Consider the following 12674-nt stretch of genomic DNA (forward strand, 5'->3'; position numbering starts at 1 on the left):
AAGCCTGCCGGGGCTGGCCGCCGCCATCGTCATCCGCGGCCCCGTACCATGGCGTGCGTTGCCGCCCGATCCATCAACCTGAATCATGAATCCTGCCGCACGACGCCGTTGCCTGCCGCTGTCCGTTCTGCTGCTGTCGCCACTGGCGGCCATGGCCGAGCCTGCGCCCACCGCCCTGCCCGCCGTGCAGGTGCAGGTGGCGCGGGTGCCGGGTATCGACCCGTTCGCGCTGCCGGCCAGCCTGGACACCGTCTGGATCGACGCCAGCCGCGCGGGCACCGGCGCGCAGCTGTCCGAGGCGTTGGCCGGCGTACCGGGACTACTGGCACGCGACCGGCAGAACTTCGCTCAGGATACGCAGCTGTCGATCCGTGGCTTCGGTGCGCGCTCGACCTTCGGTGTGCGCGGGGTGCGGGTGCTGATCGACGGGGTGCCGGCGACCATGCCCGATGGCCAGGGCCAGCTGTCGCACGCCAGCTTGTTGGGCGCCGAACGCATCGAGGTGCTGCGCGGGCCGTTCTCGGCGCTGTACGGCAATTCCTCCGGCGGCGTGCTGCAGGTCTGGAGCGCGCAGGGCCAGGCCGGCGACCCGTGGCGGCTGCGCGTGAACGCCGGCGCCGACAACACGCTCAGTGTCGGCGCGCAACTGAAGGGTGCCGGCCAAGCGCTGGACTACAACATCGCCGCCAATCACTTCCGCACCGATGGCTGGCGGGACCATAGCCGCGCGCGCCGTGAATCGCTCAACGCACGTATTGGTGGTGATCTGGGCGGTGGACGGCTCGAGCTGCTGCTCAACGCGCTCGATGCCCCCGATGCGCAGGATCCGCTGGGCCTGAGCCGTTCCCAGGTGGCGGCCGATCCGCGCCAGGCCACGGCAGTGGCTCACCAGTACAACACCCGCAAATCGGTGCGCCAGCAGCAGGCTGGGTTGCGTTGGACCCGGGAAACAGACACCCAGCGCTGGCAGCTGATGGGCTATGCCGGGCAGCGTGAGGTCACCCAGTACCTGCCGATTCCGCCGACCGCACAGGCCAACCCGTTGCATGCGGGCGGCGTTATCGATCTGGACGCGGGCTACGGCGGACTGGACGCGCGCTGGGGCTGGCACGGCGACCTCGCCGGTCGACCGCTGGATCTGGTGGCCGGGCTCAGCGCCGACCGCCAGCGCCAGCATCGCACCGGCTACGAGAACTTCATCGGCAGCACCCTGGGCGTGCGTGGGCGCCTGCGTCGTGACCAGATCGACGTCGTGCAGAACGTGGACCAGTTCGCCCAGGCCTGGTGGCAGTGGAGCCCGCGCTGGTCGCTGCTGGCTGGGCTGCGCCACAGCGCCTTGCGATTCGAATCGAATGACCGCTACATCACCGGGCGCAATCCGGACGACAGCGGCCACCGTCGCTATCAGGCAACCACGCCGGTGGCAGGTGTCAGCTTCGAGGCCAGCCCGCAGTGGCGGCTGCACGCCGCCGTGGGCCGGGGCTTCGAGACGCCTACCTTCAATGAGCTGGGGTATCGCGCCGACGGCCAGGCGGGATTGGCACTGGATCTGGCGGCCGCGCGCAGCCGCAATCTGGAGATAGGCAGCAAATGGCGCGCACAGGACGGAACCCAGCTTGATATCAGCCTGTTCCGCGCAGATACCGACGATGAGCTGGCAGTTGCCAGCAACTCTGGTGGGCGCAGCACCTATCGCAACATCGGCCGCACCCGCCGCCAAGGTGTGGAACTGCAGTACCGACAGCCGCTGGCCGAGCAGCTGGAACTGCAGCTGGCATGGACATGGCTGCAGGCGCAGGTGCGCTCGCCGTACCTGACCTCGAACAGCGTGGTCGCCGCGGGCAGCCGCCTGCCCGGTGTGCCGCGCCAGCAGGCCTTCGCCAGGCTGCAGTGGACCCCCGCCGACTGGCAGTGGGCGCTGGAAGCCTCGGCCAGTAGCGATACCGTGGTCAACGACGTGGCGACCGAACGCGCGCCCGGTTTCGCCCTGCTGCATCTGGAAGGCGGGCGTCGCTGGAACCTGCCGGGTGGCGAGCTGCGCGCCTTCGCACGGTTGGAGAACGTGCTGGACCAGGCCTACATCGGCTCGGTGATCGTCAATGACGGCAATGGCCGCTTCTACGAGCCGGGACCGGGACGGCGGGCCAACGTCGGCCTGCAGTGGTCGTGGCGCTGAAGTGGTAGTGCCGGCCGCTGGCCGGCATCGCGCGGTGCAGGACGTCAGGAGGTTGCCGGCCAGCGGCCGGCGCTACCGTCAGTCGGGGGCCTTGGCCGGCACGAACGGCGAGGTCGGGTCGCTGGCCGGGAAGGTCTCCTCCAGCGCCTCATCCTGGTTGTCGCTGGCGCGCTGCTTGCGCTCACGCCGCTTGAGCGGGCTTTCCTGGCCGCCACGATGGCGGTCGCCGCCGTCCTTGCGGTCCAGCGCGGCCTGTTCAGACTCGTGCTTCACTGGCAGATGCTCTCCGGCATGCTCGGCATCGAAGAACGGTGCACCGGTGCCGCGGTAGTCGGCATTGTCGGCATCGCGCTTGCCGCGCTGCTCGCCGGGAATGGGCGGGTGGTTTTCGCGCAGCGGGTCTCGTGAGGTCTCTCGGCTCATGGTCTGGTACCTGCACTCGGGGACTCCCACTACACCGCCCTGCAGGTAAAGCCGCTGCGAACCTGGCGTCATGAACATCTCGCTCACCCCCCGGTAACGGGACCGCGCGTATTCCTGCCCACCCGCCCCCGCTGCAGGAGCCGGCCATGCCCCGTCTTGAACGACCCGCACCGTCCGTGTTCAACGCCCTGCTCGATCCGCTCGGCCAACGCACCGCGCAGCGCCGCACGCGCCGCCAGGAAGATCCGCAGGCGGTGGCGCAGGACTACCTGCAGTACATGCTCAGTGACTACGAAGAGCGCCGAGGCCACAGCCACCGCAACTGGCGCGATCTGTGCCCGGTGTATGCCTTCGCGCTGACCACGCATGCCGCCGACTGGCCGCGCGGTGATGCCGCCGATACCTGCGAGGAACTGGCCGAGCATTGGGAGCAGATGCGCGGGCAGTCGCGGTTGAGCTGGTCGCAGGCGAGGCCGGTGGTGGAGGACGCCTGGCGCGCACTGGACCATATTCCGGCGGCGGCGGTGAGGCCGTTGCTGCAGTAGTGCCGGCCGCTGGCCGGAAACCCAGGAAACTTCAGTCCGCGAGCCTCAGCCGGCCAGCGGCCGGCACTACCGTAGAACCCACGTGCACGGCATGGACACGGCTGGTTTACGCCCTCCGGCCCACGCTGGGCACCCTGCCCCGCCAAAGGTGCGCCCATGGCCCGCCCGATCTGGACCGGCACGTTGTCGTTTGGCCTGCTCAACGTGCCGGTGTCACTGATGTCCGGCGAACGCAAGGTCGATCTGCAGTTCCGCATGCTCGACTCCCGCGATCGCAAGCCGATCCGTTTCGAACGGGTCAACGCCGACACCGGTGAGGAAGTGCCCTGGAAGGACATCGTCAAAGCCTATGAGTACGACAAGGGCAGTTATGTCGTGCTGGAGGAAGGTGATATCCGTTCGGCGGCGCCGGAAAGCCACGAAGCGGTGGAGGTGGAATCGTTCGTGGATGCGGCGCAGATCGACCCACGCTACTACGAGAAACCGTATCTGCTGGTGCCCGGCAAGAAGGCCGAAAAGGGCTATGTGCTGCTGCGCGAAACGCTGCGCAGTACCGGCAAGGTGGGCATCGCGCGGGTGGTGGTGCGCACGCGCGAATACCTGTGCGCGGTGATGCCGCATGAGGACGCGCTGGTGTTGATGATCCTGCGCTATCCGCAGGAGCTGGTGGATCCCGAGGACTACAAGCTGCCCACCGGAAAACTGTCCGACTATCGCATCACCAGCAAGGAAACGGCGATGGCCGAACAGCTGATCGAGTCAATGGCCGGTGACTGGGATCCTTCGGATTATCACGATGAGTTCCGCGAGCGTCTGCAGCTGGTATTGAACAAGCGCATCAAATCCAAGGGCGGCACTACCCGGGTGGAAGACGAGCCCGCACCGCGTGAAGATGCCACCACCAATGTGGTGGATTTCATGGCGTTGCTTCAGAAGAGCCTGGACGCCAACAAGCGCACGCCGGCGAAGAAGACGGCAATGCGCAAGGCACCGGCGAAGAAGGCTGCGAAGAAGGCTGCGAAGAAGGCCGCCAAAAAGGCCGTAAAGAAGACCACGCGGCGCAAGGCAGGTTGAACCATGTCGCTGCACCAGTACCGGCGCAAGCGCAGACTGGGTGGTGGCGCCGGGCGGACGCCGGAGCCTGACGACACGCCCGCACGCGGGAATCCGAAGCGGCGGCCGACCTTCGTCATCCAGCTGCATCACGCAAGCTCGCGTCACTATGACTTCCGCCTGGAAATGGACGGCGTACTGAAGAGCTGGGCCGTGCCCAAGGGGCCTTCGCTGCGCGTCGGTGAGAAGCGGCTGGCCGTGGAGGTGGAAGATCACCCGTTGTCCTACGCCGGTTTCGAAGGAGACATTCCTGAAGGCCACTATGGCGCTGGCCACGTGGATGTCTTCGATCACGGCACCTGGGCCTGTGAAGGTGATCCACTGCAGGCGCTGGCGGCTGGAAAGATCGACTTCGTGCTGCACGGGCAACGCCTGGCCGGTGGGTGGAAGCTGGTGCGTACGGCAATGAAAGGGCGTCAGGTGCAGTGGCTGCTGATAAAGCGCGACGACGGCGAAGCGCGCGACGCGGAGGCGGATGACCTGCTGACGGCACCCACGCCGAAACGAGCATCTGCGGCGAAGAAGCGTTCCACAGCGAAGGCGGCGCGTGCTGCACCCGTCGCACGCACGACCACGCGCAAGGCCGATGCGCGTTGGCATGCACGCGCGCTGCAACTGCACGGCGCACGTGATACGCCCTATCCCCTTGGGTTCAAACCGCAGTTGACCGATCATCGCGACAGTGCCCCCGACGGCGAGCGCTGGCTGCACGAGATCAAGTGGGACGGCTATCGTCTGCTGGCCGATCTGCACAATGGCGAGGTGAAACTCCGCTCGCGCAACGGCCTGGACTGGACGGCCGATTTTCCCGAGGTCGCGCAGGCCGTGCTGGCGCTGCCGGTGCGCGATGCGCGCCTGGATGGCGAGCTGGTGGTTCTGGACAAGGAAGGACGCAGCGATTTCGCAGCACTGCAGCGCGTGATCGATGGAAGCTCGAAGCAACCGTTGCGTTACATCGTGTTCGATCTTCCGGGTGTGGCCGGCGTGGACATCAGTCGTGCGCCGTTGCTGGAACGCAAGGCGCTGCTGAAGGATCTCATCGGGCCGGCGCCCGGCACACTGGCCTTCAGCGAACACGTGGTCGACCATGGGCCGCAGGTGTTCGATGCCAGCGGCGAGGCCGGCTTCGAAGGCATCGTCAGCAAGCAGGTGGATGCGCCGTACGTAAACACCCGCGCGCGCAGCTGGGTGAAGGTGAAGCACGAAGACACCGACGAGTTCGTGATCGTCGGCTATACGGCACCCAAGGGTTCCCGGGTGGGATTCGGCTCGCTGCTTCTGGCCACGCCGGACAAGGCCGGGCTGCGCTATGTGGGCCGCGTGGGTACCGGCTTCGACGACGAGCGCCTGCGCGCGCTGCTCAAGGCACTGCAGCCTTTGGCAGTGAAGACGCCGGTGCTGCAGCTGCCGGCGCATGTGCCGTTCCGCGCCGCCAGCGTACGCTGGGTGAAACCGGTGACGGTGGCGGAGGTGGCGTTCCGTGGCTGGGGCAAGGAAGGCCTGCTGCGCCAGGCCAGTTTCAAGCGGCTGCGCAGCGACAAGCAGGAGGAGGACCTGGGAATGAGCACCGCAGATGCCGAACCCGGAGGTGAGGTCCAGATCACCCATCCTGAGCGGGTGGTGTTTCCAAAGCAGAAACTGAGCAAGGGCGACGTGGCCGACTACTACCAGCGCATGGCGCGCTGGATCCTGCCCGAACTTGGCGGACGTCCGCTGTCATTGCTGCGCTGCCCGGACGGCGTGGGCAAGGCCTGCTTCTTCCAGAAGCATCATGGCCCCGGCCTGGGCGATGCGGTACATGCGGTGCCCCTCCTGCAGAAGAGCGGCCGCGAGGATTACGTCTACATCGACGATGCGCGGGGCCTGCTGCAACTGGTGCAGATGAACACGCTGGAGCTGCATCCCTGGGGTGCGACCGTGGCCGACCCGGAGCATCCGGATCGACTGGTGTTCGATCTCGACCCTGGTGAGGGCGTCAGCTGGGCACAGGTGAAAGCCGGTGCGCGCGACGTGCGTGACCGCCTGCAGCAGGTGGGTCTGGAGAGCTTCGTACGCCTGTCTGGCGGCAAGGGGGTGCACGTGGTGGTACCACTGCAGCCCAAGGCTGGCTGGGGCGAAGCCAAGGCATTCTGCGAGGCGTTCGCACAGGCGATGGCGGAGCAGGCGCCGGACCGCTACGTGGCGACGATGAGCAAGGCGAAGCGCAATGGCGTCATCTTCATCGACTGGCTGCGCAACACCCGAGGCGCCACCAGCGTGTGCTCGTGGTCGCTGCGTGCACGCGATTCTGGCGGCGTGGCGGTGCCGCTGCGCTGGGAAGAACTGGCGCGGGTGAGCGCGGCCGACGCGTTTCCGATGGCCAAGGCGCTGGCGCGTGCCAAGCGGCTGAAGGGTGACCCATGGCAGGGCATCGCGCGATTGAAGCAGACGCTGCCGACGCTGAAGCGGTAGTGCCGGCCGCTGGCCGGCACCTGTAGCATGGGCGAGGTTGCCGGCCAGCGGCCGGCACTACCTGGATGCGCTCAGCGCGGATCGCGCGACGCGCGGCGGCCGAACCACCAGCCGGCCAGCAGCTGCAACGGCAGCGATGCCAGCAGCGAAATGACGAACCACAGCGGGAAATCCGCGCCGGCGCTCCACATCGCGTAACCGCATCCGAGTGCGATCAACGACCAGATCGAAAAACCATGCGAACGCGGCCACCACGGTGCGTAGTAGGTGGCGAAGGAAATGCCAGCGACGCCGCCGAGCACGCTGAAGGCCAGGTCCCACCCCAGCTGCACGCAGTTGTTGTCCGGCGACATGCCCAGCAACGGGGGCAGCCAGCTGGCGACGCTGCTGACCAGCGCAAGCGACAGCACGCCGCCGATCAGGGCGACGAGGGACAGGAACAGGGTCTTGAGCAGGCCGGGCATGCGCGCATTGTACGGCGGCGCGAAATGCCTGGGGTTGCCGGCCAACGGCCGGCACCACCGGGGGATAGGCATGGCCGCCGCGTCCGTGGGAGAGGGGGACGGAGCGACGGCGGCCATGCACAGGCGGTCAGGCGGCGAAGTCGAGCACCACGCGGCCTTCAATGGTGCCCGCGTGCATGCGCGCGAACACGTCGTTGATGTTTTCCAGGCGGTCGGTGCTGACCGTGGCCGCGACCTTGCCTTCGGCAGCGAACTGCAGCGACTCCTGCAGGTCCAGCCGGGTGCCGACGATCGAGCCACGCACGGTGATGCCGTTGAGCACCATGCCGAAGATGTCCAGCGGGAAATTACCGGGCGGCAGTCCGTTGAGCGAGACGGTGCCGCCACGGCGGACCATGCCCAGCGCCTGCTCGAACGCCTTCGGCGACACCGCGGTGACCAGCGCGCCGTGCGCGCCGCCGATTTCCTTCTTCAGGAAGGCGGCCGGATCGGTGGTACGCGCGTTCACGGTGATCTGCGCGCCGAGCTGCCGGGCCAATGCCAGCTTGTTGTCGTCCACATCCACCGCAGCCACGTTCAGCCCCATCGCGCGGGCGTACTGCACCGCCATGTGGCCCAGGCCACCGATGCCGGAAATCGCCACCCAGTCACCGGGTTTGGTGTCGGTGACCTTCAGGCCCTTGTAGACGGTCACGCCGGCGCACAGCACCGGCGCGATCTCGACGAAGCCCACGTCCTTCGGAAGCAGGCCGACATAGTTGGCATCGGCCAGTGCGTACTCGGCGAAGCCGCCGTTGACCGAGTAACCGGTGTTGCGCTGTGTCTCGCACAGCGTTTCCCAGCCACCCAGGCAGTGTTCGCAATGGCCACACGCCGAGTACAACCAAGGGATGCCGACCCTGTCGCCTTCCTTGACGTGCCCTACCCCGCCTCCCACGGCCACGACGTGCCCCACGCCCTCGTGGCCGGGGATGAACGGCGGGTTCGGTTTCACCGGCCAGTCGCCCTCGGCGGCGTGCAGGTCGGTGTGGCAGACGCCACAGGCCTCGATCTTGACCAGCACCTCGCCCGCCCCCGGGCGCGGTACCGAGACTTCCTCGATCACCAGTGGCTTGCCGAACTCACGCACGACAGCGGCCTTCATGGTCGAATTCATGTTCGGATCTCCGTAGTGCGCTTGCCCACAGAATGACGCCGGCACGAGGCCGGCGCTTTGATCACGATCAAACCTTTGAAGATTCGTGGAGCGGCTTCAGCTGGCCAGCACCGAGGCCTCGCGGGCCAGACGCTCGATCGCATCCCAGTCGCGGGTCTGCAGCAGCGCCGGGGTGGTCAGCCACGAGCCGCCCACGCACAGCACGTTGGGCAGGTGCAGGAACTGCGGCGCGGTCTGCGCGCTGATGCCGCCGGTCGGGCAGAAGCGCATATCGGCGAACGGGCCGTGCCAAGCCGCCAGCAACGCAGCGCCACCGGCCTGCACCGCCGGGAAGAACTTGAAGGTGTCGTGGCCGTGCTCCAAGCCCAGGATCAGGTCGGAGGCAGTGGCGGCACCAGGCAGGTACGGCAGGTCGGCATCACGCGCGGCGGCATACAGCGTCGGCGTGGCACCGGGGGACACCGCGAAACGCGCACCGGCCTCCTTGGCTGCCTGCATCTGCGCGGCGTTGAGCACGGTGCCGGCACCGATTACCGCATCGGGCACGGCCTCGACCATCGCCTTGATCGCATCCAGCGCCTGCGGCGTGCGCAGCGTCACTTCGATCACCGGCAGGCCGCCGCGGAACAGCGCCTGGGCCACTTCGACCGCTTCATTCACATCTTCGGGGGTGTACACCGGAATCACCGGTGCCAGCTTCAACAGCGCGCGCAGGCGCGGATCAGCGCTGGACATCGTCTTGCTCCTTGCCCGACCGGGCATCGCGGATCGCCGCCGGGTCCGGCAGCGCAGCGGCGCATGATGCCACGTGGCTCACGACGGTGCTGGTGGTGCCCCGCCCTGCCCCCGGCTCAGGCCGGGTCGGCCTGCAATGCCTGGATGCGACGCTGGTACCAGTCACCACCGAGCGGATCGAACACCGCAGAGCGCTCCATCTGCGCCTCGTACACGTGTACCGAGATCGCCAGCGCTTCGTTGCTGGCGTTGCGCAGGGTGTGGTACTCGTGCGGCGGAATCAGGCTGCCGGCACTGCCGCAGCCCCCGCGCAGCACGGCGTGGCGGCGGAAGCGGCAGCGCTCACCGTTGCGCTCCAGCAGTTCATAGCGGGTGATCTCCAGCTCGCCTGACCACACTCCCTCCACACACCACATGGCATCGTGGTCGTGCAGCGGCGTGCCCTGCCCTGGGCCCCAGCTCATGGCAATCACGCTGTAGCCGTGTTCGCGGCTGTGGTACAGCGGGCGTCGCGCGTAATGATCACTGACCGGACGGTGTACGCACTCGGGCAATTCGATGCGGCTGTCCGCGATGGCTTCCTGCAGCGCCAGCTGCAGGTCGGCGGTGATGCGCTCGGCATCACCGGAGGTCATCGCCGCGTCGACCGCAGCGATCAACCTGTCGCGGCCACGGAACACCGGAAACGGAGAAGTCTGCAGGTCCATGCCCCGACTGTAGCGGAGCCTGGTTAAGGGAATGTTGGCGTTCGCGCGCGTCGCGCCCGCATTCAAGGTGAACACGCGCGGAAGAACGGTTCAGATGGACATCAAGTAGAGCGATCACAATGGAACCTCGCGCAGCAGAAGCGGTCGAACACGACGCGATCCATCTTCGCTGCGACATTCCGCAACTTCGCGCCCCACGGGCGCAAGGCTAGAATTCTCCGACTTACCTGGTTCTATACATGTCAGTGCGAATTATTAGCGATGCCGCGTTGCCGGCATCGAAGGGCAAGGCTGCCACGATCAACGACATCGCACGACTGTCGGGAGTTTCCAAGAAAACGGTTTCAAGAATCATCAACAACTCGCCGCTGGTGCGCAAAGACACCCGCGACAAGGTCGAGGCGTTGATGCGCGAGGTCGGTTACGTGCCCGACCCCCTGGCGCGCGGCCTCGCGTTCCGCCGCTCCTTCCTGATCGGCCTGGTGTATGACGACCCGGGCGCCCAATGCATCGTCGACCTGCAGCACGGCGCGTTGGAAGCGCTGCGCGGCACCGGCTATGAACTGGTCGTGCATCCCTGCGACAGCCTGGCTCCGGACTGTGCGTACGGCGTGCGGCGCTTCGTGCAGCAGCAGAAGCTGCATGGCGTGATCCTGGGCCCGCGTGCCTCCGAGTCAGCTGCGTTGACGGAGATGCTCGACGGCATTGAATGCCGCTACGTCCGCATCAACGCGCATGTGTCGGATGACGAGGCACAGGCCGTCGTCACCCATGATCGCGACGGTGCAGCCGCGGCAGCGGGCTACCTGCTCTCGCTCGGCCACCGCGACATCGCGGTGATTGCCGGTCCGGGTGACCGCCGTACCGCACGCGAGCGCACCCATGGCTTCCTCGACCGGCTGGCGCAGGTGGGCCTGACCCTGCCGGGTGAACGCGTGCTGGAAGCAGGCGATACGTTCGAGTCGGGCGTGCATGCCGCCGAACGGCTGCTGATGGGCGGACAACGCCCCAGTGCGATCTTTGCCGGCAACGACGAAATGGCTGCCGGCGTGTACCAGGTGGCGTTGCGTGCGGGCATCGCGGTGCCGCAGCAGTTGTCGATCGTCAGCTACGACGACAGCCCGCTGGCGTCGCGGCTGTGGCCGCCGCTGACCTCGGTGCGTCGCCATGTGTCCGACATCGGACGCATGGCGGCGGCGATGCTGGTGCAGGCCGACGTGCCGGATGCGCCGACCGCAACCAGCGTGCATCCGCAATTGATGGTGCGCGGTTCCTGCCGGGCCGTGGACGCCTGATTGCCCTGCCCTCGCCTGCACCGCCGTAACGGTGCAGGCAGGCAGCAACGAAAACGGCGCATCCAGGTGCGCCGTTTTCAGTACGAAGCGGTGTGTGCCGTTCGCCTACACGTCGCCGCCGTCGGCCCAGCCTTCGCCGGTGCCCTTCTGGAACACGCGGTCATCGCGCTGCACATCGCCCGCCGGCAGATGCGCCTGATCAGACAGCGCCGCGTAGATCGGGGTGAAGTCCGGCGAGGTCGCCTGCATCAGCTGTTCGAAACTGTCGATGACGAAGTAGGTCTTCTGGAAGGTGTCGATGCGGTACTTGGTACGCATGATCCGCTGCAGGTCGAAGCCGATGCGGTTGGGCGCGGCCGATTCCAGCGAGTACAGCGATTCGCCCTTCGACGACACGATGCCGGCGCCGTAGATGCGCAGGCCGTCGGGCGTATCGATCAGGCCGAACTCCACCGTGTACCAGTACAGGCGGGTCAGGTTCTGCAGCGCGTCCGGGCCGATCGCGTGGGCTTTGACCCCGCCACGGCCGTACGCCTCCATGTAGTCGGCGAACACCGGGTTCATCAGCAGCGGCACATGGCCGAACAGATCGTGGAACAGGTCCGGTTCGGCGATGTAATCGATCTGGTCCGGGCGACGGATCCACCAGGTCACCGGGAAACGACGGTTGGCCAGGTGGTCGAAGAAGTCCAGTTCCGGTAGCAGGCCTTCCACGCCGACCAGGGTCCAGCCGGTGGCGGCGCCGAGCACTTCGTTGAGCTGGTCGAAGCGCGGAATCATGTGCGCGCTCATGCCCATCTCGTCCTGTGCATCCAGGAATTCCTGGCAGGCGCGGCCGACCAGCAGCTCGCGCTGGCGCTGGTACAGCGTGCTCCAGGTGGCGTGGTCGTCGGCGCTGTAGGTGTCCCACGGCTGCTCGACGAGCGCGGTGGTATACACCGGCACGTAGCCCTTGTCGGTCTGCTGGTGTTCGACGCGGCGGGGCTGGGCGAGGTCCATGGGGCACTCCTTGACGGGATACCCACGATGCTAGGGCAGGGCGCGCGCAACAGGGTTGCAAAAGTTGCGCCGATTGGCCTTGTTGGCGCAATATCCTTGCGTACTCACCATGTTGCGGGGCAACAATGGCCGGAGAAGTCCAGTTCGATCGCACGGATATACGTCTGCTGGCTGAAATCCAGCGGGATGGGCGCGCCACCAACGCCGAGCTGGCGACACGGGTGAATCTCTCGCCCTCGGCCTGCCTGCGGCGCCTGCAGCGGCTGGAAAGCGAGGGCGTGATCGTCGGCTATGGCGCGCGGCTGGAACCGCGCCAGCTGCGCCTGGGCCTGCAGGCCTTCGTGCGCGTGCAGCTGGAAAAGCACGACCAGGCCGCCATCGGCCACTTCGTCGACAGCGTGCAGGGCTGGGATGAAGTGGTGGCCTGCCATGCACTGACCGGCGACATGGACTACCTGCTGCACGTCTACGTGCGCGACCTGGAGCACTTCTCGCACTTCCTGCTGGACCGGCTGCTCAACGCCGGTGGCGTGGCCGATGCCAATTCCAGCTTCGTGCTGCGCACGGTGAAGGGCTTCCAGGCATTGCCGCTGTCGCAGCTGGAATGAAC

Annotated in this window: 12 protein-coding genes; 6 read left to right on the plus strand and 6 right to left on the minus strand. The window is 67.0% G+C overall.

All coding sequences use genetic code 11. The annotated features are described in order from the left end of the window. The first annotated feature begins 85 nt into the window (after positions 1–85). A complete protein-coding gene (locus ACZK13_RS00095) occupies positions 86–2176 on the plus strand; it encodes a TonB-dependent receptor family protein (RefSeq protein ID WP_253143500.1) in 2091 nt (696 codons plus the stop codon). Positions 2177–2254: 78 nt separating this feature from the next. Here ACZK13_RS00095 and ACZK13_RS00100 read toward each other — a convergent pair whose 3' ends face one another. Further along, positions 2255–2599 carry a hypothetical protein gene (locus tag ACZK13_RS00100; protein ID WP_032129273.1) on the minus strand — a complete coding sequence of 115 codons (345 nt, stop codon included), beginning with the start codon at positions 2597–2599 and terminating at the stop codon, positions 2255–2257. Positions 2600–2745: 146 nt separating this feature from the next. On the opposite strand from ACZK13_RS00100, the gene ACZK13_RS00105 reads away from it, so the two are divergent. The 3 genes from ACZK13_RS00105 (at position 2746) to ligD (ending at position 6708) form a co-directional block, all read left to right on the plus strand. Continuing rightward, positions 2746–3144 carry a hypothetical protein gene (locus ACZK13_RS00105; RefSeq protein ID WP_253143501.1) on the plus strand — a complete coding sequence of 133 codons (399 nt, stop codon included), beginning with the start codon at positions 2746–2748 and terminating at the stop codon, positions 3142–3144. 156 nt (positions 3145–3300) lie between these two features. Beyond that, positions 3301–4218, plus strand: coding sequence for a non-homologous end joining protein Ku (ku, locus tag ACZK13_RS00110; RefSeq protein WP_180837982.1), 918 nt, complete (start codon positions 3301–3303; stop codon positions 4216–4218). A 3-nt stretch (positions 4219–4221) separates the two neighbouring features. Further along, positions 4222–6708: a DNA ligase D gene (gene ligD, locus ACZK13_RS00115; protein ID WP_253143502.1), complete on the plus strand. Its 2487-nt coding sequence runs from the start codon at positions 4222–4224 to the stop codon at positions 6706–6708. A 71-nt stretch (positions 6709–6779) separates the two neighbouring features. Here ligD and ACZK13_RS00120 read toward each other — a convergent pair whose 3' ends face one another. The 4 genes from ACZK13_RS00120 to ACZK13_RS00135 all read right to left on the minus strand — a co-directional run bounded on the left by ACZK13_RS00120 (position 6780) and on the right by ACZK13_RS00135 (position 9770). Then, positions 6780–7172, minus strand: coding sequence for a hypothetical protein (locus ACZK13_RS00120; protein WP_125892688.1), 393 nt, complete (start codon positions 7170–7172; stop codon positions 6780–6782). Positions 7173–7299: 127 nt separating this feature from the next. Next, positions 7300–8328, minus strand: a complete 1029-nt coding sequence (gene adhP, locus ACZK13_RS00125) for an alcohol dehydrogenase AdhP (RefSeq protein ID WP_197587404.1) — start codon at positions 8326–8328, stop codon at positions 7300–7302. Between the two features lie 96 nt (positions 8329–8424). After that, the gene (gene eda, locus ACZK13_RS00130) at positions 8425–9063 is read right to left on the minus strand and encodes a bifunctional 4-hydroxy-2-oxoglutarate aldolase/2-dehydro-3-deoxy-phosphogluconate aldolase (RefSeq protein WP_180837733.1); all 639 of its coding nucleotides are present in this window, start codon (positions 9061–9063) and stop codon (positions 8425–8427) included. Positions 9064–9179: 116 nt separating this feature from the next. Further along, entirely contained in the window at positions 9180–9770 is a 591-nt protein-coding gene (locus tag ACZK13_RS00135) for a cysteine dioxygenase family protein (protein WP_049399007.1), read from the minus strand. A 239-nt stretch (positions 9771–10009) separates the two neighbouring features. Here ACZK13_RS00135 and ACZK13_RS00140 point away from each other — a divergent pair, with 239 nt between their 5' ends. Beyond that, positions 10010–11065: a LacI family DNA-binding transcriptional regulator gene (locus ACZK13_RS00140; protein WP_032129266.1), complete on the plus strand. Its 1056-nt coding sequence runs from the start codon at positions 10010–10012 to the stop codon at positions 11063–11065. Between the two features lie 105 nt (positions 11066–11170). Here ACZK13_RS00140 and phhA read toward each other — a convergent pair whose 3' ends face one another. Next, positions 11171–12064, minus strand: coding sequence for a phenylalanine 4-monooxygenase (gene phhA / locus ACZK13_RS00145; RefSeq protein WP_071228653.1), 894 nt, complete (start codon positions 12062–12064; stop codon positions 11171–11173). 125 nt (positions 12065–12189) lie between these two features. Here phhA and ACZK13_RS00150 point away from each other — a divergent pair, with 125 nt between their 5' ends. Then, the gene (locus tag ACZK13_RS00150; protein WP_004153377.1) at positions 12190–12672 is read left to right on the plus strand and encodes an Lrp/AsnC family transcriptional regulator; all 483 of its coding nucleotides are present in this window, start codon (positions 12190–12192) and stop codon (positions 12670–12672) included. Positions 12673–12674: the final 2 nt, after the last annotated feature.

It is taken from the genome of Stenotrophomonas sp. 99219_Sma (genome assembly GCF_056480785.1).

Excerpts from the sequence above, each read along its gene's own strand:
- phhA (WP_071228653.1), bottom strand. The coding sequence starts at position 12,064 with ATGGACCTCGCCCAGCCCCGCCGCGTCGAACACCAGCAGACCGACAAG.
- ACZK13_RS00150 (WP_004153377.1), top strand. The coding sequence starts at position 12,190 with ATGGCCGGAGAAGTCCAGTTCGATCGCACGGATATACGTCTGCTGGCT.
- eda (WP_180837733.1), bottom strand. The coding sequence starts at position 9,063 with ATGTCCAGCGCTGATCCGCGCCTGCGCGCGCTGTTGAAGCTGGCACCG.
- ACZK13_RS00140 (WP_032129266.1), top strand. The coding sequence starts at position 10,010 with ATGTCAGTGCGAATTATTAGCGATGCCGCGTTGCCGGCATCGAAGGGC.
- ACZK13_RS00120 (WP_125892688.1), bottom strand. The coding sequence starts at position 7,172 with ATGCCCGGCCTGCTCAAGACCCTGTTCCTGTCCCTCGTCGCCCTGATC.
- adhP (WP_197587404.1), bottom strand. The coding sequence starts at position 8,328 with ATGAATTCGACCATGAAGGCCGCTGTCGTGCGTGAGTTCGGCAAGCCA.
- ligD (WP_253143502.1), top strand. The coding sequence starts at position 4,222 with ATGTCGCTGCACCAGTACCGGCGCAAGCGCAGACTGGGTGGTGGCGCC.
- ACZK13_RS00095 (WP_253143500.1), top strand. The coding sequence starts at position 86 with ATGAATCCTGCCGCACGACGCCGTTGCCTGCCGCTGTCCGTTCTGCTG.
- ACZK13_RS00135 (WP_049399007.1), bottom strand. The coding sequence starts at position 9,770 with ATGGACCTGCAGACTTCTCCGTTTCCGGTGTTCCGTGGCCGCGACAGG.
- ku (WP_180837982.1), top strand. The coding sequence starts at position 3,301 with ATGGCCCGCCCGATCTGGACCGGCACGTTGTCGTTTGGCCTGCTCAAC.
- ACZK13_RS00105 (WP_253143501.1), top strand. The coding sequence starts at position 2,746 with ATGCCCCGTCTTGAACGACCCGCACCGTCCGTGTTCAACGCCCTGCTC.
- ACZK13_RS00100 (WP_032129273.1), bottom strand. The coding sequence starts at position 2,599 with ATGAGCCGAGAGACCTCACGAGACCCGCTGCGCGAAAACCACCCGCCC.